General features: G+C 60.1%; 15 protein-coding genes. 5 read left to right on the top strand and 10 right to left on the bottom strand.

The genetic code is table 11. From position 1 onward, the window contains the following. Positions 1-112: 112 nt before the first annotated feature. Positions 113-4,528 (top strand): ATP-dependent RNA helicase HrpA, encoded by a 4,416-nt coding sequence (gene hrpA, locus L7A15_RS01775; protein ID WP_237207971.1) that lies wholly within the window; start codon positions 113-115, stop codon positions 4,526-4,528. A gap of 93 nt (positions 4,529-4,621) precedes the next feature. Here hrpA and L7A15_RS01780 read toward each other — a convergent pair whose 3' ends face one another. The 3 genes from L7A15_RS01780 to betT form a co-directional block, all read right to left on the bottom strand. After that, positions 4,622-5,047 carry an HIT family protein gene (locus tag L7A15_RS01780; protein ID WP_237187958.1) on the bottom strand — a complete coding sequence of 142 codons (426 nt, stop codon included), beginning with the start codon at positions 5,045-5,047 and terminating at the stop codon, positions 4,622-4,624. A gap of 5 nt (positions 5,048-5,052) precedes the next feature. Beyond that, complete coding sequence (locus L7A15_RS01785; protein ID WP_237212260.1) at positions 5,053-5,709, bottom strand: MBL fold metallo-hydrolase; 657 nt, start codon at positions 5,707-5,709, stop codon at positions 5,053-5,055. Between the two features lie 144 nt (positions 5,710-5,853). Beyond that, entirely contained in the window at positions 5,854-7,917 is a 2,064-nt protein-coding gene (betT, locus tag L7A15_RS01790) for a choline BCCT transporter BetT (RefSeq protein ID WP_237207973.1), read from the bottom strand. 191 nt (positions 7,918-8,108) lie between these two features. Between betT and L7A15_RS01795 the strand changes: the two genes are divergently transcribed. Beyond that, positions 8,109-8,576, top strand: a complete 468-nt coding sequence (locus L7A15_RS01795) for a Fur family transcriptional regulator (RefSeq protein WP_272878631.1) — start codon at positions 8,109-8,111, stop codon at positions 8,574-8,576. Positions 8,577-8,682: 106 nt separating this feature from the next. On the opposite strand, the gene L7A15_RS01800 is transcribed toward L7A15_RS01795, so the two are convergent. From L7A15_RS01800 to L7A15_RS01820, 5 genes are all read right to left on the bottom strand, one after another. Beyond that, positions 8,683-9,576: a metal ABC transporter permease gene (locus L7A15_RS01800; RefSeq protein ID WP_237207974.1), complete on the bottom strand. Its 894-nt coding sequence runs from the start codon at positions 9,574-9,576 to the stop codon at positions 8,683-8,685. Then, a complete protein-coding gene (locus tag L7A15_RS01805; RefSeq protein WP_237207975.1) occupies positions 9,576-10,418 on the bottom strand; it encodes a metal ABC transporter ATP-binding protein in 843 nt (280 codons plus the stop codon). The genes L7A15_RS01800 and L7A15_RS01805 overlap by 1 nt, the downstream gene beginning before the upstream one ends. A 5-nt stretch (positions 10,419-10,423) precedes the next feature. Next, positions 10,424-11,401: a metal ABC transporter solute-binding protein, Zn/Mn family gene (locus L7A15_RS01810; RefSeq protein WP_237207976.1), complete on the bottom strand. Its 978-nt coding sequence runs from the start codon at positions 11,399-11,401 to the stop codon at positions 10,424-10,426. A 167-nt stretch (positions 11,402-11,568) separates the two neighbouring features. Beyond that, on the bottom strand, positions 11,569-12,657 hold the full coding sequence (locus L7A15_RS01815) for a hemolysin family protein (protein WP_237207977.1): 1,089 nt from the start codon (positions 12,655-12,657) through the stop codon (positions 11,569-11,571). Then, complete coding sequence (locus tag L7A15_RS01820) at positions 12,654-14,000, bottom strand: hemolysin family protein (protein WP_237200377.1); 1,347 nt, start codon at positions 13,998-14,000, stop codon at positions 12,654-12,656. The genes L7A15_RS01815 and L7A15_RS01820 overlap by 4 nt, the downstream gene beginning before the upstream one ends. A 531-nt stretch (positions 14,001-14,531) precedes the next feature. On the opposite strand from L7A15_RS01820, the gene L7A15_RS01825 reads away from it, so the two are divergent. The 3 genes from L7A15_RS01825 (at position 14,532) to L7A15_RS10740 (ending at position 19,308) form a co-directional block, all read left to right on the top strand. Then, positions 14,532-18,281, top strand: coding sequence for a multifunctional oxoglutarate decarboxylase/oxoglutarate dehydrogenase thiamine pyrophosphate-binding subunit/dihydrolipoyllysine-residue succinyltransferase subunit (locus L7A15_RS01825; protein WP_237207978.1), 3,750 nt, complete (start codon positions 14,532-14,534; stop codon positions 18,279-18,281). 203 nt (positions 18,282-18,484) lie between these two features. Then, positions 18,485-19,084, top strand: a complete 600-nt coding sequence (locus L7A15_RS01830; protein WP_237187948.1) for a GDSL-type esterase/lipase family protein — start codon at positions 18,485-18,487, stop codon at positions 19,082-19,084. 149 nt (positions 19,085-19,233) lie between these two features. Next, on the top strand, positions 19,234-19,308 hold the full coding sequence (locus L7A15_RS10740) for a 50S ribosomal protein bL37 (protein ID WP_377129465.1): 75 nt from the start codon (positions 19,234-19,236) through the stop codon (positions 19,306-19,308). A gap of 93 nt (positions 19,309-19,401) precedes the next feature. On the opposite strand, the gene rsrA is transcribed toward L7A15_RS10740, so the two are convergent. Together rsrA and L7A15_RS01840 are read right to left on the bottom strand one after the other, a co-directional pair. Then, the gene (gene rsrA / locus L7A15_RS01835; RefSeq protein ID WP_237187947.1) at positions 19,402-19,662 is read right to left on the bottom strand and encodes a mycothiol system anti-sigma-R factor; all 261 of its coding nucleotides are present in this window, start codon (positions 19,660-19,662) and stop codon (positions 19,402-19,404) included. A 3-nt stretch (positions 19,663-19,665) separates the two neighbouring features. Further along, positions 19,666-20,361 carry a sigma-70 family RNA polymerase sigma factor gene (locus L7A15_RS01840; protein WP_237207979.1) on the bottom strand — a complete coding sequence of 232 codons (696 nt, stop codon included), beginning with the start codon at positions 20,359-20,361 and terminating at the stop codon, positions 19,666-19,668. Positions 20,362-20,508 lie beyond the last annotated feature (147 nt).

A 20,508-nucleotide genomic window follows, 5' to 3' on the forward strand; every position in this document is an offset into this window, starting at 1 on the left:
TAGTCGATAAACTTATCTTTTTTGAAGATTATATCGACTATAGTCGATAAGCCTCACGCGACCAGTGAAACCCGACCGCTCCTGCCCACTCTGCCCTAAAATAGAGGGCAGTATGTCTAGTTCAGATTCTTCCCGCACCCCTGCCCAGCCCCTCTCTGCTATCGCCGCTGCCATGCACGGCGCGGGCGTCCGCACCTCCCAAACCGCCGACCCCCAGTCCACCGAACCCCAGCCTGCCGAAAAGCGCGGCGGCCGGGGGAAGGCGTCCGGCCCTCGTCAGGGGGTGGACGCACCCGCCCGCTCCCAGCGTCGCGGCCGAGGTTCTGCCCCCCGGAGCAAGCAGGGCGGCAAGAAACCGAACCAGCGCCGCCGCTACACCCCGCTGATACCCGAAAAAATCACCTACCCCGAGGCCCTGCCCGTCTCTGCCCGCCGGGACGACATCATGGCAGCCATACGCGACAACCAGGTCACCATCGTCGCCGGCGAAACAGGCTCGGGTAAAACCACCCAGCTCCCCAAAATGCTGCTCGACCTCGGTCTAGCGGAAAAGGGCATGATTGGCCACACCCAGCCCCGCCGTCTGGCCGCCCGGTCGGTGGCTGAACGCATTGCCGAAGAACTGGGGCAGACAATCGGCGAGACGGTGGGCTACCAGGTGCGCTTCACCTCTGAGGTGGGCGAGGGCTCTGCCATCAAGCTCATGACCGACGGTATTCTGCTGGCCGAAATTCAAAACGACCCGCTGCTACGCCAGTACTCAGCCATCATCATCGATGAGGCCCACGAGCGTTCCCTCAACATTGACTTCATTCTGGGCTACCTCAAGCGCATTATGGGCCAGCGGCCCGACCTGAAAATCGTTATCACCTCCGCCACTATCGACCCCGAGCGCTTCGCCCGCCACTTCTCCCCCAGCTTTGTGCCCGGCGTCGGCATTGTCGATGACAGCCTGAGCCCCGAAGAAAAAGAAATCGCCGAGGCCACCTTACCCGACGACGCCCCGCCCATCATTGAAGTTTCAGGCCGTACCTACCCCGTCGAGATCCGCTACCGCCCCCTCAGCGAACCCCGCACCGGCGACGGCGGGGAGGATGAGGCGGACGCCGGTGACGGCCTGGAGGACGACGACCGCGACCCCATCGAGGGTGTCCTCGACGCCATTCGGGAGCTGTCCGAAGAAGCCCCCGGCGACATCCTGATTTTCTTCTCGGGCGAGCGCGAAATCCGCGATGCCGCCGACGCCATTGAGGACATGATTCGCTCCACCCGGCGTCTGAGCAACTATGAGGTTCTGCCCCTCTATGCCCGACTGTCGATGGCTGACCAGCACAAGGTTTTCAAGCCAGGCGGACGGCCCCGCATCGTACTGGCGACCAACGTGGCTGAAACCTCCCTGACGGTGCCGGGCATTAAATATGTGATTGACACCGGTACCGCCCGTATTTCCCGCTACTCAGCACGCACCAAGGTGCAGCGCCTGCCCATCGAACGGATTTCGCAGGCCTCGGCCAACCAGCGTTCAGGCCGCTGTGGCCGTGTCTCTGACGGTATTGCCATCCGCCTCTACTCCGAGGAGGATTTTCTCGCCCGGGCCGAGTTCACCGACCCCGAGATTCTGCGTACCAACCTGGCCGCCGTCATTCTGCAGATGACCGCTATCGGCGTGGTGAAGTCCCCTGCCGATATTGAAAAGTTCCCCTTCGTCCAGCCGCCTGAAACCCGCGCTATCAACGATGGTTTGAACCTTCTGAGGGAGCTCGGGGCCCTGAGCACCGCCTCGGCTACACGGGGCATGCGGGAGCAAGGACGGGGGCGTCCCTCCTCCCCGCTCACTGCCGCCGGACGGGCCATGGCGGCCCTGCCCGTCGACCCCCGCCTAGCCCGCATGATCGTCGAGGGAGCCCGGAGGGGCGTCGCCAAGGAAATCATGGTGCTGGCAGCGGCTCTGACCATTCAGGATCCCCGCGAGCGCCCCACCGAGCACCGGGCCGAGGCTGATTCCCTGCACGCCCGCTATAAGGATGAGAAGTCAGACTTTACGTCCTTCTTGTTGCTCTGGCAGCACATCAATGAGAAGCAGGCGGAGCTGTCGTCGAGCCAGTTCCGTAAGATGTGCCACCGGGAGTACCTGAACTTCCTGCGTATCCGCGAGTGGCAGGATCTCTTCGCCCAGCTGCGGGATATCGGCAAGAGCGCCGGTATTACCATTGGGCCTGGCCGGGAGCTGAACCTGACCAATACGGAGGCTGAGATTCATAAGTCCCTGTTGGCGGGCTTGCTCTCGCACATCGGTATGCAGGACGAGCAGAACCGGCACGAGTACCGGGGCGCACGCGGTACCCGGTTCGCTATCTTCCCCGGCTCTGCCCTCTTCAAGAAGAACCCGGTCTGGCTGGTGTCTGCTGAGCTGGTCGAGACGTCCCGCCTGTGGGCGCGGGTGAACGCCCAGATTGAGCCCGAATGGGTTGAAGAATTGGGTGGCCCGCTGTTGAAGCGGTCGTATTCTGACCCGCACTGGTCTGCCCGTCAGGGATCGGTGCTGGCCCATGAGAAGGTGACTCTTCTGGGGCTGCCCATCATTGCCGACCGGCGTATCCAGTACTGGCGGGTTGATCCGGTAGCTGCCCGTGAGATTTTTATTCAGTCTGCCCTGGTAGAGGGTGACTGGCAGACCCGCCACCGTTTCTTTGCCCGCAACCAGAAGGCCCTGGCTGAGGTTGAGGAGCTGGAGGCTCGTCTGCGCCGCCGCGATCTTCGGGTGGATGATTCCGTCCTCTTTGACTTCTACAACGCCCGGATTCCTGAGCATGTTGTCTCTGAGCGCCACTTTGACCGCTGGTGGAAGGAGGAACGCCGGGTCAATGAGCACCTGCTAGATTTCACCCCTGAAAACCTGATTGACGAAGAGGCTGCCGATTACGACGAATCCCTCTTCCCCCGCACCTGGACGGCCCGCACCTCCGGCGGGGAGCTGGCCCTTGACCTGCGTTACGAGTACGCCCCCAGCGTGCAGATCGGTGGGGTGCGCTCGTCCCAGACACAGACGGACGGCATTGCCGTGCAGGTTCCGGTGCTCTTCTTGGGCCAGCTTGAACCGGCTCCTTTTGAGTGGCTGATTCCGGGTCTGCGGGAGGAGCTGGTGACTGCCCTGATTAAGTCCCTGCCCAAGCAGATTCGCAAGAACTTTGTTCCAGCCCCGGACGTTGCCCGTCAGGCCGTTGAGAAACTCAACGCCGACTACTCCCCCGCTACCGATTCTCTCACTGAGGCCCTGGCCCTGGTGCTGCGCCGCCTGCGCGGACATGTGGTCGACCCGACCGAGTTCAACTGGGAGGCAGTGCCCGAGCACCTACGCTTCACCTTCCAGGTACGCAACCACCAGAATAAGATTCTGGGCGAGGGCAAGGATTTAGTGGAACTCCAGGGCCTTTTGCACGCCGAGATTCGCTCTGCCCTGGCAGCTTCCCTGGGCGCCAGCCCCGAGGCTATGGGCAAGATGGCGGCTCTGGCGGCAGGCGGTCAGAAGGGTCAGGACGCCCGCGGCGGCTCTACTCCTTCGGCAGCTCCCAGCGGGGCTGGGGGCCGGGGTGCAGGTGCCAAGGGGGCCCAGGCGTCCGCCCCTGGCCTGCCCGACAGCAAGGCCGTGCGGGAAGTTTCGGGCCTCACCGACTGGCCGGAACAGGACCTACCCCGCAAGGTCGAGCGCGTCATTGCTACCCAGACGGTAGCAGGCTACCCGGCTCTAGTTGATGAGGGGGCCTCCGTTGCTGTGCGGATCTTCCCCACCGAGGCTGAAGCTACCCGGGCCCAGCGCGGGGGCGTCATCCGCCTGCTTAAGCTCAACACCCCCTCGCCCGAGCGCTATGTCTCTGAGCACCTGAACAACCGCGAAAAGCTGGTCTTTACGCAGAACCCTCACGGGTCAATTGACGCGCTCATTAGTGACTGCACGGTAGCCGCTATTGACCAGCTGGTGCCCGCCACCCCGCCTTTTACGAGGGCGGAGTACACTGCCCTGTTCAACAGCGTACGGGCTGATCTCATTGACACGGTCTTCGTGATGACCAAGCTGGTTTCCGATATTCTGTCAGAAACAGCTAAGGTTCAGAAGCTGATCAAGAAATCGACCTCGCTGTCCGTTATTCACGCCATGAGCGACATGAAGAGCCAGCTGGAAAACCTGGTCTACCCGGGGTTTGTGACCGAGACCGGTGCGGTTCAGCTGCACCACCTGCCCCGCTACCTCAAGGCGATCACCAAGCGCATTGAGAAGCTGGGGCCCAACGTCAACCGGGATAACCAGCTCATGCTGACCGTACAGGAACTCGAGGACGCCTACGATCAGGCCGTGCAATCCCTGCCCGGGGGCACGGTGCCGACGCCTGAGCTGGAGCAGGTGGGCTGGATGATTGAGGAACTGCGCGTGAGCTTCTTCGCCCAGGAACTCGGCACCGCCTACACGGTCAGCGAGAAGCGGGTGGCTAAGGCCCTACGCGAGGCTCTGGAGGCTATCAAGAACTCCTAGGCCCGCCCGTCCTTGCACTAGGTACCATTTAAAACGGAAAAACCCACCTGACTGGTGGGTTTTTCCGATTTAGATGGTACCTACCCGACGGGGCTAGGAAGCTACCGAGTCGCCGTAGCCCAACTCGGTCAGTGCCGCCCGCAGCTTCTCAGCCGCCTCATCCATGGCAGCTGCCTCCGGGTTACGGTTGGCCTGGGCAAAGGTGAACTCGCTCTGATCCACCGCCGGCCACACATGAATATGGGTATGGGGCACATCAAAACCGGCAATAATCATGCCCACACGGGTAGGCTCAAAAGCCTTCATCAGACCCTTCGACACCTTCTGAGCCACATCAAAGAGATGAGCGGAAAGCTCCTCAGGCAGATCAACCCAGTGGTCAATCTCAGCCTTGGGAACCACCAGTGTGTGGCCGTACTGGAAGGGCTCGATAGTCAAGAAGGCAACAGCCTGCTCGTCCTCCCAGATAAAACGACCGGGCAGTTCGCGGTTAATAATCTTGGTAAAAACAGTGCTCATGGGGCTTACTCCTCAATCTCTACAGACTGGCCGGGGGCCAGGTACTCAAAGGTGGTGCCGTACTTCTTGCCGAAATTGGTTGCGTGGCCAACAATCATGGCCCGGCCAGTCTCAGCCAGCAGGGAGTCATGAATCTGGAAGGCCCGCGGGGCGCGCACAGCAATGATGAAGTCAATGACCTCCTGAATCTTGTTCCAGGGGGCGTGAATCGGCACCAGCAAGGTACCCACCTCAATGCCATGGGGCACCACAAAGGAGTCTCCGGGGTGGAAGAGGTTATCGTCAACAAGATAGCCCACATTATCGATCACCGGCAGCAGGGGGTGAATCACAGCGTGGTTGCCACCGAAGGTTTTGATAGAGAAGGACGAGAGGGTCAGCTCCCCGTCGGCCTGAACTGATTTGGCGAGCGCCTCAGGTAGCGCTGCCAGCACGGTTTCGACGACGGCGGCAGGGGCGTGCAGGGTGACGCCTGGGTTCTCCCGCAAAAATGCGATGACCCTGCCCTCATCGAAGTGGTCGGGGTGAACATGGGTAATGAGGATGTGGTGGGCTCCGTCCAGGGCCTGCTCGACCTCCGAGAAGTTCCCGGGATCGATCACCAGCACGGCGTCGTCCTTTTCGAGACGGACACAGGAGTGGGTGTACTTAGTGAGTTTCATACCACTAACCCTAGTAGCGGTAGCTGGCCTCACCAAGTTTCGCCCCGGTGTGCTCGTCAAAGTTTCTGCTCAAACCTTGGGTGACTGCCCCGCTCTTACCCCTCCCCCGCTGCAAGGGACCTGATGCCCCCTTCCCTACCTCGACTAATCCCTAGCCTGGTGGGCTGAGCGGTAGCTATCGTACAGGTCGAGCACGTCATGAATCACCTGCTCCTTGGTGTACCCGAAAATGTCGTAGCTGCTGCTTCCGTCCCCGGACTGGGGTTCCAGGCGGTAGTAGGTGTCAGCGTCGGGTGTGGCAGCCCCCAGGAGGTTCCGGGGGATCAGGGCAGCACGAGGCTGGACCTGGTACATAAAGTCCTTTCTGCCTGTGGTTCTTTCTCTCAGGGTCAGGAGGGGAAGGTGGGTCTGAGCGTCGTGCCCACAATGCAAACTCACGTGAGCTCCCCGGGCTGCTAGTTCTTGGCAGACCTCAGTCAGGGCGGGTTTCACAACGGTATTGAGGTAGGTTTCTGCCTCTGAGGCACCGGGGTAGGTGAGCATCCATTCGAGACGCTGACGCCAACTCCAGGCAGCTTGGGGAGGTTCCAGGGAGGACGGCTTGGGCCAGGTCCCTTTCCCCCTGGTTGGGCCTTGCTGGTTCGATTCGATGCTGAGGGCCTGCCAGATACCGGCCATTGTCAGATACAGTACGACGGTGAAGGGCAGTCCAAAGATGATGGTTGCGGCTATGAGGGTTGGGATACCTCCGACAAACAGCATGGCGCAGGTCAGCAGGCCGGTTATGCTTGCCCAAAAGATACGCATCCAGCGGGGGCCGTCCTGGTCGGGGTCTTCAATGGTGCAGGTAAAGTTTGCCATGATGAGCGAGCCTGAATCTGCACTGGTCACGTAGAAGAGCAGGCCGGTAAAGGTTGCCACAGCAATGACGAAAGGCGCTCCCGGGTACTGTTCCAGGAGGGTGAAAAATGCGCTTTCGGGTTCGGCGCGGGCGGCTTCCGCGAAGCCCTGCTGGTTGCGGTGGTAGATGAGGTCGAGGGTTGAGTTCCCGAAGATTGATATCCAGATGAGAACAAAGAGGAAGGGGACGGTGAGGGTTGCGGCAACGAACTGGCGGATTGTACGTCCACGGGAGATTCTGGCCAGGAAGAGACCGACGAAGGGTGCCCAGGCTACCCACCAGGCCCAGAAAAAGATTGTCCAGCTGGACATCCACTCCCCCGGCTGGTCGTAGGCCATGGTGTCTAAAGCCAACTCACCGAAGCCGAAGACTGCGTCGCCAATGTTCATGACGAGGGCATTGAGCAGGAAGGAGGTGTCCCCCATCAGGAGGACATAGACCATGAGGGCGATTGCTAGGAAGATATTGAGTTCGGAGAGACGGCGGATACCCCGGTCGATTCCTGAGGTGGCTGAGGCGATGGTCATCAGGACGGCAACAACGATGAGACCGATTTGGACGGCTAGGCTGTGCTCCCACCCGAAGAGTAGCTGAAGCCCGTAATTGATTTGGACGACGCCGATTCCTAGTGAGGTTGCCACGCCAAAGACTGTCCCGAGCAGGGCTGAGAGGGTGACCGCCCCGCCTGCCAGCCCGTTGATGCGTCGCCCAATGATGGGGTACAGGGCGGACCGTATGGATAGAGGCAGGTTGAAACGGAAGGCAAAATAACCGAAGGCTAAGCCCATGAGGCTATACATGCCCCATCCCACCAGGCCGTAGTGGAAGATAGTCCAGGCAACAGCCTGCTGGGCGGCGGCGGCTGTCTGGCCCTCGCCCCGGGGAGGATCAAAATACTGGAGTAGCGGTTCAAAAACCGAATAGAACATGAGGTCCGCCCCTATTCCCGCGGCAAAAAGCATGGCTGCCCAGGAGAAGAAGGAGAAGGCCGGACGCGAATGGTCAGGTCCCAGCCTAATATCACCGTACCGGGATACCGCCACGATGGAGACGAAGGCAAGGACAAGAACACCTGTCAGAACATAGAACCAGCCCCAGTGGGTGGTGACCCAGGAGACGACTGAGCCAAGCACTGAGCCTGCTGAAGCAGGTGCCAGAATAGCCCAGAGGGACAAGAGGAGAATAGTGAGGGCAGACCCGATAAAAATGGGCCAATTCACTGTAGCAGCTGATGATTTGAGGGCTGGTGCTGTTGCCCCTGCTGAACCGCCTGAAGGATGGTGGGTTGTGCCCGGTGTCTCTCTCATGGTGTCGCTTTCTGACCTTGGCCTTCCCGGTTGCTGGTAGCCGGCGGGCACTTCTTGACTAGAATAATCCTCTCAGGTCACTTCTACAATGCAAACAGGGTACCGGGTCTGGGGCAGCCCTGAAAGCCTTGAGGAGTATCGTGTACAGTAAGGGGCATACCTAATGTCTGCCACTGACGGGAGGATTTTCTGTGACCAACTCATCGAACACTGCTGAGCAGACCCAGCTTCAGGCGCAGGCAGCTCAGGTCGGTAAGGCCCCTGAAATTCGCAATACGAAGCAGCGCCGGGCCGTCACCGCAACCCTAGAAACCCTAGAAGATTTCATCTCAGCCCAGGATCTGCATCAGCTCATGCAGGCCCGGGGTGAAAAGGTATCCCTGGCCACCACCTACCGTCTCCTGCAATCAATGGTGGGTTCAGGTGAAGTTGAGACGCTGAAGACGGAAGAGGGGGAATCTATTTTCCGCCGGTGCGAAAGCGACCACCACCATCACCATCTTCTGTGTCGTAAGTGCGGGGCAGCCAGGGAGTTTGAGATTCCGGAATTAGAAAACCTGGTGTTGGCCATTGCTCACAAGAACGGCTTTACCGAGGTTAACCATGTCATCGAGATGACGGGCCTCTGCGCGGCCTGCGCCGATCCGTCCGCCAACTAGCTGGTGGCTGATAATAGATATACCCGCACCGTGGAAGGTGCGGGTATTTTTGTGGGGCAAGGACGCTGATGCGCTGGTCCTTCACCGTGTCTTATGGGGACCTGGGTTAGGGGGCGCTGGGTTGAGCAGGTTCTTGCAGTGTGCGTCCGGAGGCTGAATGGCGCTGACGGACGATCCGCAGGAGTCGACAGATCAGGAAGATCAGGAAGGAAATTGATGTGACATAGGGGCTAATGGGCAGGGAGCCTGCCAGGGCGAGGAGGATACCTCCAACCATTGAAAGCTCAGCAAAGAGGACGGAGAGGATCAGAGCCTTGCGGGGAGATGCAGTCACTTGGAGGGCTGCGGCTGCTGGGGTAATGAGCAGGGCCAGAACCAGCAGGGAACCGACAACCTGTACCGACAGGGCCGTTGCAATCCCTAGAAGCACCATGAAGGTGATTGAGAGGAACCGGATGGGGACTCCCTTGGCTGTTGCCACGATGGGGTCCAGGGAGGCGAACATGAGGGGCCGCCACATGAGGGTGAGAGCGCCGATGATGATGAGTCCGCCCAGCAGCATGGTGGTCACCTGGGCTGAATCGACCGAAACGATTTGACCGGTGAGGAGGGAAAATTTGTTGGCTGCCCGGCCTGAGTACAGGGAGAGGAATAGAATTCCCAGTCCTAGCCCGAAGGGCATGAGGGCACCAATGACTGAATCGTTGTCATGGGCTTTTGCTCCCATGAAGGCGATGAGGAGGGCTGAAAGTATTGAACCAATGAGTGAACCTGTGACCACGTTATAGCCCAGGAGCAGGAAGAGGGCCGCACCGGCGAAGGACATTTCGGCAATAGCGTGAACAGCGAAGGCGTGACGGCGAAGCATGACAAAGAGCCCTACGAATCCACCGATGACGCCAAGGATAGCCCCGGCAAGGATCGATTGGCTCAGAAGGACTAGAAGTTCCCCGTAGCGGTCAAAGACGAAGACCCGGCTCAGTATGTCGTTGAGGTTCATCAGGGCTGGTTGCCTTTCAAGGGGGTGAGGGGTTCGGCGCAGTGGTGGTGGGCGTCGCTGTTTTCCCCGCCGACGACGACGTAGCGGCCGTTCGTTTCGATGACAGTGACAGGGGTCTGGTAGAGGTCTGAGAGGACGTCGGTACGCATCACGTCTGGTACTGATCCAACGGTGAACCGTCCGCCTGCAAGGTAGAGGAGGCGGTCAACGTGGTCAATGATGGGGTTGATTTCGTGGGTGACGAAGATGACGGTTGCACCCTGTTCCTTGTTGTACCGGTGTATCAGGTCAGAGACTGCATACTGATGGTTGAGGTCGAGGGAGAGGAGGGCTTCGTCAGCCAGGATGATCTGGGGGTCGTTGGCCAGGGCCTGGGCGATCCGGAGCCGTTGCTGCTCACCGCCGGATAAGAGCCCCACGGGCACGTTAGCGTAATCGCTGGCTCCGACCGCGTCGAGTAACTCGTCCACCTTGTCCCGGTAGGCCCTGCTTTTGAGGCGGATTCCCCAGCGGTGCCCGTCCAGGCCGAGGCCCACAAAGTCACGGGCTCGTAAGGGGATTTCGGTTCCAATGGCCTTTTGTTGGGGAATGTATCCAATCGCTGGGTGTCCCAACCGGGCGGGGGCACCGAGGACGGATATTTTTCCCTGGGAGAGCTGGGTCAAGCCCAGCACCACTTTGATGAAGGTGGATTTACCGGAGCCGTTGGGCCCCAGTACCGCAAAGTATTCGCCGGCTTCAATGGTCAGGTTGAGGTCCTGCCAGAGGGTGCGACGCCCAAAGGAAAGCCCGCCCCCAGTGACCTGGAGGGCGGGGACGAGCTTTGTGTCGTAGTGAGCCATAGGGACTATGCTACTGCCTTTTCGAGGTTATCGATGTTGGTTTTCATCCAGTCGATGTACCCCATGTTTTCAGGCAGGGTCTCAGTGAAGCTGATTGCTGCAACCTTGGAGTCCTGGGCGAACTGGTAGATTTCGGTGGTCTGGGCCGTTTGGGTTTGCTCATTGTAGGCCAGAAGATTTACTTTACCCCCTGTGATAGCGTCCTTGACTTCCTGAATGGTTAGGGGGGCGATGTCGCTGTCTGAGTCGACAGCCGCTGTGAGGTCACTGGGGGTGATGTCGGTGTAGCCGGCGTCTTCGAGCAGGTAGCCGGGAACAGGTTCGGTAGAGATGTAGGTACGCTCTGCGGTGTTGAGGGCAGTGACTCGTTGGATGAGTTCGTCAAGTGTGGCTGAGAATTCCTGGGCTGAGGCCTTGTAGGTTTCAGCGTTGGCAGAGTCGAGTTTTCCAAGCTCGTCCGCAACCTTCAGGGCAACCTTCTGCATAGTTTCGAGGTCGTACCAGACGTGTTCGTTAGTGGCGTGGACGTGGGCAGCGTGTTCTTCAGCTGTTTCCCCCTCGTGGCTACTGTGCTCGTCGTGGTCGTGCTCTTCTTCATCGGCACTGACCAGACCGGAGAGCTCTACTGCGTCTACCACCACCTGGTCGGGGTTATCGGTGCGGGCAAGCTCTTCGAGGAAGGTGTCGTAGCCGCCTCCGTTGATGAGGACGAGGTCAGCGTCCTTGACGGTTAGACGGTCCTGGCTGGTGGCTTCATAGGAATGGGGGTCTACTGCAGTTGAAGAAATGATGGGCTGGGTATCAACTAGGTCACCGCCGACTGCTTCGACGATGTCGGCGTAGACGTCGGTGGTGGTAATGACTGTCAGGGCATCTTTGGATGAAGAATTGGTTGAAGAAGCGGTATCTGAGCTGGCCCCGCAGCCTGCGAGCGCTAGACCAGCAATAGTGAGCAGTGAAAGGGTGGGTAGGTGCTTCTTCATGACCGTCCTTGTGGGGAGTTTGTAGGTACGAGCCCAGCCTACTCCTATTTGCGAACCGTTCGCAAATACTTGCCTGGTTCGCACTGTCCGAGTGAGCCGCTCCACTCCCCTAACGCACACAAACCCACCAGTATTTTCTCTGGTGGGTTTGTGGTGTAGGTTGTGCCTTACTCGTCGTGGGCTTGACGGGAGGCCGCCTCAGTTCGTCGGCGCACGTGCTCCTGGGTGGTGTCTTTAATTTCACCCACGAGCTCTTCCAGTACGTCCTCAAGGAAGAGGACGCCGACGCTCCGCCCCTTGTCGTCTATCACGTGGGAGACGTGGGCGCGGTTGCGTTGCATGGTGGCGAGGGCGTCGTCGATTTCAGTCGAGGGTTTGACTACTGACATCTGTCGCAGTCGAGCCCAGGGTATGTTGCGGTCCTTCTGTTCTTTTCCGTAGACCAGGGCATCTTTAATGTGCAGATATCCCATGTAGGTTCCGTCCTTTTCGTCGGTCATGACGAACCGGGAGTAGCCGGTCTGGGCGACTGCCTTTTCGAGGTCGGCGGGGGTGCAGGGGTAGGTGATGGTCACGAGCTTGTCGCTCGGCACCATGATGTCTGCGACGGTCTTAGAGCTGAACTCCAGGGCGCCTGACAGCACGCCGGAGCCGTCATCAACGGTTCCCTCAGCGGTGGACTGGGCTACGATATTCTGCAGCTCATCGAGGGTGAAGGTGGAGGCGACCTCCGCCTTGGGCTCGATTTTCATCGCCCGCAGGGTATGGTCAGCAATCCAGTTCAGGAGCCCAACGATAGGCTTGAAAACTCGAGATAGAGTCACCAGCGAGGGGGCGATCCATAGGGCTACGCCTTGGGCGGCCATAGACACTGCGGCGTTCTTAGGAACCATTTCGCCGAAGATGACATGCAAGTAGGTCACCAGGATGAGGGCGAAGATGAAGGCTAGAGCGCTGGCGGCCTCGTAGGGGATGCCCCATGTTTCAAGGGGCCCGGCGACGAGGTGGTGGATAGCCGGTTCTGAGACGTTCAGAATCAGCAGGGAGCAGACTGTAATACCCAGCTGGCAGGTAGCCAGCATGAGGGATACATGTTCTAGGGCGTAGAGGGTGGTGACCGCCCGCTTGTTTCCTGATTCTGCCAGGGGTTCGATCTGGGAGCGTCGGGTGGACATAATGGCAAATTCAGCGCCTACAAAGTAGGCGTTTCCTGCCAGCAGGACGAAGAGGAGGGCGATTGCTAACCAGTCGTTCATCGGCTCCCCTCCTTTCGGGTGGAGTCGTCAGGGGTTTCAGCTGAGGTGACCTGGGCAAAGCGGATGCGGTCTACACGGCGCTGTTCCATCTTTTCCACGCGGAGGATGCCGCCTTCTACCGGGACGGTGTCCCCGGTTTCAGGCACTCGTCCGAGGCGGTCCATCATGAACCCGCCCATGGTTTCGTAGGAGGGGTCGTCTTCAATATCCAGTCCGCCGATGAGGTCAGTTACTTCGTCAGGTCGGAGCAGGCCAGAGAAGATGTAGTCCCCATTTCCGAGCCTGAGGGGACGTTCGTCCATGGAATTCGTGTCATGTTCGTCAGATACTTCTCCAACGATTTCTTCAACGAGGTCCTCGAGGGTGGTAATACCTGCGGTTCCGCCGTATTCGTCGAGCACCACTGCCAGCTGAAGGGCACCTTCTCGGAGCTGAATCAGCAGGGAGTCGAGGTGGACTGTCTCAGGCACCTGGAGGACGTCCTCCATGAGGGTACCTGCCTCAAGCTGGTCGCGCTTTTCCAGGGGCAGGGCTACTGCCTTCTTGACATGTACCACACCGACGATATTGTCCTGGTCTTCCCGGTAGAGGGGGAAGCGGGAGTGGCCGGTCGTCCTGGCGAGTTCGATGATGTCGCTGGCCGGGGCGGTGTCTTCAAGCATGATGACCTTGCGGCGGGGGGTCATGACATCCGCTGCGGTGAGTTCTGCAAAGGAGAGGGTTCTGTCCACGAAACGGGCCGTATCGGAGTCCAGGGTGCCCAGATCAGCTGAACGACGAACCATGGATGACAGTTCCTCGGGGGAACGGGCAGCTGATAGTTCCTCTTTTGCTTCCATACCGAAGCGGTGAAGAACCCAGTTAGCGGAGCCGTTTGCTGTGCGGACGATGGGCCGCATGACGGCAGTAAACAGCAGTTGCCCCGGTGCGACGGCCCTCGCAACTCGGTAGGGTTCTGCGATGGCCAGGTTCTTGGGCACGAGCTCACCGATGATCATGGACAGGAGGGTGGCTATACCCATGGAGAAAATGAGGGTTGCGAACGATGCCAGGGCAGGTGGGAGGCCCCAGGACGCAATCGTTTCGCCGGCAAGGGCGTTAATGCCACTGTCTAAGGTGTAACCGGTCAGCAGAGTGGTGATGGTGATACCAAGCTGGCAACTCGATAGCTGGGTTGAGAGTGATTTGAGGCAGGCCATAACCTTATGACCCCCGGTGTCACCCTGATCAATTTCCTGTTGGACCTTTGATTGGTCGAGGGCTACGAGTGAGAACTCTACCGCCACGAAAAACCCGGTTCCCAGTATCAGGAGGAAACCGAGGAGTAATAGAAGCCATTCCATGTTATTGAATCACCGCCAGTTCTCTGGTGGCGCCCAGGTGGTGGGGGCTAGGTGAAGAAAAAATGTGAAAACTGCGCCTAGGCGCTCGTATCAGCAGCTCAGTCGGGCTGCAACTAGAAGGATCTTCCATAGTGGCCAATTCTATCGAATTTAGTTCATAGAAGCTAAGCTAACTCACTTTCACCTCCTGAGATAGTGCTAGGTCACTTTTCTTTCACAACGTACCGGATTATGGCCAGCCAGAACCCACACAAACCAACCCCTCCCCTTGCTTTACCCCCTCACAACACCACAAAATTCCCACCAAAAGCACAAGGGGGCCCTAAGGAATCGGAGAGAAACCCTCTACCATCCCGCCTGCATGTGTCACACTGAGGCTCCGCGTTGGACGTATACCCGTAAGGCTCCTAAACTAGACAAAGATATGCGATGCATCACGCGCCCAAGGGAGAGTGCGGTGCACCGCCCAGCCTGTTGTTCCGGCACCAGGTTGGCAACGTGCAGAGATACAAGAGTGGAAGAGGCGAAGCAGTGCCAAACCAGCCAGAACACACGGTGCCCGAGGAGTTCTCGGGCAATGAGTGGCTCGTCGAAGAGCTTTTCGAGAAATTCGAACAGGATCGAAATTCCGTTGATACATCCTGGTGGCCCCTATTCGATCAGTGGGCTGGCAACAGCACTCCGCCCACCCAAGAATCTCCAGCCCAGGCGTCCCCAGCCCAAGAGCCCCTAGCTGGCAAGCAGGAGGCAGACCAGCCGTCGTCCGCCCCCGCAAACACCCCAGCACCTGCTACCACCTCCCAGCGGCAGCCTGCCCCAACCCAGGTAGCACAGCCCAACGTCTCAGCATCCAAGCCCTCCCCCCAGAAAGAATCACCCGTGAGCACCGCGCCCGAAGAAGACCAGATCATCACCCTCCGTGGCCCCGCTAAGGCAGTGGCCGCCAACATGGACGAGTCCCTGTCCGTCCCTACCGCCACAACGGTTCGTGCGGTACCCGCCAAGCTCCTGATCGACAACCGCACCGAAATCAACGCCTACCTGGCCCGCACCCGCGGTGGCAAGGTGTCTTTCACCCACATCATTGGCTACGCCATCATCCGGGCCCTGGCCAACTTCCCTTCCATGAACGTCAGCTACGGCGTCGACGAAAAGGGCAAGCCCGCAGCCATTCAGCACGCCCACGTCAACTTCGGCCTGGCCATTGACCTGCCCCGCCCCGACGGTTCCCGCAACCTGGTCGTCCCCAACATCAAGGCAGCTGAAAAGCTCTCCTTCTCTGAATTCTGGTCAGCCTACAACGACATCGTCGCCCGTGGCCGGGCCGGTCAGCTGGGTATCGACGACTTCACCGGCACCACCGTTTCCCTGACCAACCCCGGCGGTATCGGCACCGTCCACTCTGTGCCCCGCCTCTCCAAGGGCCAGGCCGCCATCATTGGCGCCGGCGCCCTCGACTACCCCGCCGAGTACCGGGGCTCCTCAGAAAAGATCATTGCCCGCAACGGCGTCTCCAAGATCCTGACCCTCACCTCCACCTACGACCACCGAGTCATCCAGGGGGCAGGTTCCGGCGAGTTCCTCAAGATCGTTGAGCACTACCTCCTCGGTGGCGACGGCTTCTACGACCAAATCTTCGAAGACCTCCGCATCCCCTTTGAGCCCGTGCGCTGGGCCCGCGACAACCAGGTCAACCCCGAAGCAGAGATTTCTAAGGTCGCCCGCATCCAGCAGCTGATTCACGCTTTCCGCGTGCGCGGCCACCTGATCGCCGAAACCAACCCCATCGGCTACCAGATGCTCTCCCACCCCGACCTCCGCCTGGAAAATTACGGCCTAACCCTCTGGGACCTCGACCGCTACTGGCCCACCGGAGGCTTCGGCGACAAGGAAACCCTGCCCCTGCGCACCATCCTCGATCTGCTGCGCGACGCCTACACCCGCACCTTGGGCGTCGAGTACATGCACATCGAAAACCCCGAAGAGCGCCAGTGGTTCCAGGATCGCCTAGAGCACGGCTACACCAAGCCCACCCGCGATGAGCAGTTCCGCGTACTGGGTACCCTGAATGCAGCAGAAGCCTTTGAAACCTTCCTGCAGACCAAATACCTGGGCCAGAAGCGCTTCTCCCTGGAGGGCGGCGAATCCCTGATTCCCCTGCTGGACTCCGTCATCTCAGAAGCTGCTGACGCAGGCCTCTCCGGCGTCGGCATCGGCATGGCCCACCGTGGCCGCCTCAACGTGCTGACCAACATCGCAGGTAAGTCCTACGCCCAGATCTTCCGTGAGTTTGAGGGCCAGATGGACCCCCGCCTGACCGGCGGCTCCGGCGACGTCAAGTACCACCTGGGCACCGAAGGCATCTTCACCTCCCACAACGGCAACCAGACCCAGGTCTACCTGGCCGCCAACCCCTCCCACCTAGAGGCTGTCAATACCGTCCTTGAGGGTATCGTCCGCGCCAAGCAGGACACCCTGGCCGAGCAGGGTATCACCGGCTTCCCCGTCCTGCCCATCCTGGTCCACGGCGACGCCGCCTTCGCAGGCCAGGGCATCGTCATGGAAACCCTCCAGATGTCCCAGCTTGAGGGCTACACCACCGGCGGTACCGTCCACATTGTCGTCAACAACCAGGTTGGCTTCACCACCACCCCGCGTGACGGCCGCACCGCAACCTACTCCACCGACATCGCCCGCATGATCCAGGCCCCCGTCCTGCACGTCAACGCGGACGACCCCGAGGCCGTCGTCCGGGCAGGCGCCATCGCCTTCGCTTACCGCCAGGCCTTCAAGAAGGACGTCGTCATCGACCTGGTCTGCTACCGCCGCCGCGGCCACAACGAGGCAGACGACCCCTCGATGACCCAGCCCAAGATGTACCAGCAGATTGGGGAACTGCCCTCAACCCGCAAGATCTACACCGAGGCCCTGGTAGGCCGTGGCGACATCACCCAGGACGAGGCCGAACGCGCCCTCAAGGACTACCAGTCCCGCCTGGAACAGATCTTCACCGAAACCCACGAGGCCCAGTCCTCCTCCGCTCCCCTGGTCACTGCCGACGCTGCCGCCGTCTCGAACATCGAACGCCCGGCCGCCCAGCAGAACGAGGACTCCGTCCATGTTGCCGGTGAAACCGCGATTTCCGCTGAGACCCTAGCCCAGATTGGCCAGGCCTTTAGCAAGATCCCCGAGGGCTTCACCGTCCACAAGAAGCTCAAGAAGCTACTGGAACAGCGTGTAGCCATGTCCACCGAGGGCGACATCAACTGGGGCTTCGGCGAGCTGGCCGCCTTCGCCTCCCTCCTGCTGGAGGGCCGCAACGTCCGCCTCACCGGCCAGGACGTCCAGCGCGGCACCTTCGTCCAGCGCCACTCCGTGCTGCACGATTCGGTCACCGATGAAGAGTGGAACCCCCTCACCGAACTGTCTGAGAACCAGGGTAAGTACTCCATCTACAACTCCTTCCTCTCCGAGTACGGCGTCATGGGCTTCGAGTACGGTTACTCCGTAGAACGCCCTGACTCCCTGGTGCTCTGGGAAGCCCAGTTCGGCGACTTCGCCAACGGCGCCCAGACCATCGTGGACGAGTTCATCTCCTCCGCCGAACAGAAGTGGGCCCAGCGTTCCTCCCTGGTCCTGCTGCTGCCCCACGGCTTTGAGGGCCAGGGCCCGGACCACTCCTCAGCCCGCATGGAGCGTTACCTGCAGCTGTGTGCAGAAAACAACATGACCGTGGCGGTCCCCTCCACCCCAGCCAACTACTTCCACCTGCTCCGCCGCCAGGCCCACTCCCGCCCCCACAAGCCCCTGATCGTGATCACCCCCAAGCAGCTCCTGCGTCTGAAGGCAGCAGCCTCCTCCGTGGAAGACTTCACGACCGGTAGCTTCAAGCCCGTCATCGCAGATACTGCCAACCTGACCCCGGCTGAGGTCACCCGCCTGGTCTTTGTCTCAGGCCGTCTCTACTACGACCTTGAAGCAGAACGAGCCAAGCGCGGTGACAAGACCACCGCCATCGTCCGCGTCGAGCAGCTCTACCCCCTGCCCGCCGCAGAAATCAAGGAACAGCTGGCAGCCTACCCCAACGCCGAAGCTGTATGGGTCCAGGACGAGCCTGCCAACCAGGGCCAATGGCCTTTCATGGCAGTCAACCTGCTGCCCCAGATTGGCTACAAGATGACCCTGATTTCCCGCCCGGCCGCCGCCTCACCTGCCGCAGGTACCGGCAAGCGCCACCAGCGCGAACTCGATAACCTCATCTCCGAGGTCTTCGACCGCTAACCCAGCCGCCGCGCACAGAGACAAGCCCCTAGCTAACCCTCGCTGGGGGCTTTCCTGTAGCCAGACAGAAAACCAGCGAGTAATAAACCAGTTGCAACCCCTTGCCCCTATGTGCGCTCTTGGCACCAAAGGTTTAGACTAAGAAAGAATGAAAACAGGGTAGCCGCTCTAGTGGCACCTTCGGCCCCCTTAGAAAGACTCACGTGGATCAGCGAAAAATTCGACTTGTAGCCGTAGGCGATGATCTTCTCGCCGGTGTGGGCGACCCCCGCACCCTCGGTTGGTTCGGCCGCGTCATGGCACGGACCCCTCAGAACTCTGCTTCAATTTCTGCCTACAACCTGGCAGCTCCTGGTGAAGGTAGCGAGCAGCTCAACTCCCGCTGGTTTGAGGAGGCTTCCCGCCGCTTCGCCCAGGGCCACGAGAACCGACTGGTCATTGCCCCCTCAACCTTTGATATCGACCTAGGTCTCACCAGCGCCCGGTCCCGCCTGAACTTGGCCAACATGGTTGATATGGCCTCCCAGAACAATGTCAAGGTCCTAGTCGTGGGCCCGCCCCCGACCCTGGACGCTGAGCGTAACCGTAAGATCGCTGACCTGTCAGCTGCCTATGCTGACGTGGTCACCCGTCGCAATCACGTCTACGTCGATACCTTCAACCCCCTGCTGCACCATGAGCAGTGGCGCAACGACCTAGCGGCCAACGACGGGCGTCCGGGCCAGTCCGGCTACGGTCTGATTGCTTGGCTGGTTTTGCACCGGGGTTGGTACAACTGGTTGCAGATTTCTGAACCTGCTTAAAGCTGGGCCTCCGGGGCGTGATATTCAAGGCAGTATTGTGCATTCGGAGCCCAGATATGCAAAAATAGTCAGAAGTGCCTTTCTGGCACTATCGACCTTTATACCTGGCTCTTGGAGCCGGTATTCCACCTTGATCAAGGAGGCTCACGATGAGCAAGCGCGGTCGTAAGCGTAAGGATCGCCGTAAGGGTGGCGCAAACCACGGTAAGCGCCCCAACTCATAAGGCAATCTAAGGGCCCTCACTCCAGCGAGTGAGGGCCCTTTTCTATGCCTTGGCTATGCCCTGGCTATGCCCTGGTGGGCAGGGAGCTTGGTGCTATTGGGGCTGGTGGCCGTCAGAGTGGAGCTGGTCAATGCAGCCCATGATGCGGGTTTTGAGGTCGGTGGGGGCTGTTTCCTTGCAGGTGCGACGGACGGCCTGGCGGATAATACATTCGAGGTCATACTCGCGGGCGCAGGTGGCGCATTCTGCGAGGTGGGCTTGGAGTTCTTCGAGGTCCTGGCAGCTGAGGGGGTCGTCGAGGTACTCGTAGATGGTGGCAAGTCGTTCAGAGCAGGGGGTGCTGGGGACTGACATGGTTTAGCTCCTTTCTAGTTCCGGGGTTGGGGTCGTTGATGGGGCCGGGTTTCGTTTTCGCCCGGGAGAGGCCTTGATTCCCCGTTCGGCGGCGTAGTCGGTGAGGCGGTCTCGGAGGAGTTTGCGTCCCCGGTGGAGGCGGGACATGACGGTGCCGATGGGGGTATCCATGATGTCGGAGATTTCCTTGTAGGAGAAGCCCTCAACATCGGAGTAATAGACGGCCATGCGGAAGTCCTCGGGGATAGACAGGAGGGCTTCTTTGATGTCTGTGTCTGGCAGCCGAGCCAGGGCCTCGTTCTCAGCTGAGGGCAGGCCCCTGGAGTCGTGGGAGCTGGCGGCAGCTAGTTGCCAGTCTTCGACGGTGTCGGTGTTGGCCTGGTAGGGTTCCCGCTGGCGCTTGCGGTAGACATTGATGTAGGTGTTAGTCAGAATCCGGTAGAGCCAGGCCTTGAGGTTGGTTCCTGGGGTGTACTGGTGGAAGGCGGAAAAGGCCTTCATGTAGGCCTCTTGAACCAGGTCTTCGGCGTCCTGGGGGTTGCGGGCCATGCGGAGGGCAGCGGCGTAGAGCTGGTCCAGGTAGAGCAGGGCCTCGCGTTCAAACCGGTCCTTACGCTCGGCGTCTGTTTCGGGCAGGACGACTGGTGTCGCCTCCTCCAGCCCTGTCGAGTGCTGGCCGGTGGTTGTACTGGCTCTCATGTCCCTCCTGTGTCGTCGTGTGCTCCTCTTACTCTACCCCTTTGAGGCGGCACCGCGGCGGGGGTCTCGTGGGGGTACAGGGTGAAACAGTCTGTCTCTGATTTTATTCCGGCGGGTGGCCTTGCCCGGTGGAGCAGCCCAGGGTGC

The sequence above is a fragment of the Rothia nasimurium genome (assembly GCF_928391935.1).
In the GTDB taxonomy this organism is placed as follows: Bacteria; Actinomycetota; Actinomycetes; order Actinomycetales; family Micrococcaceae; genus Rothia; species Rothia nasimurium_D.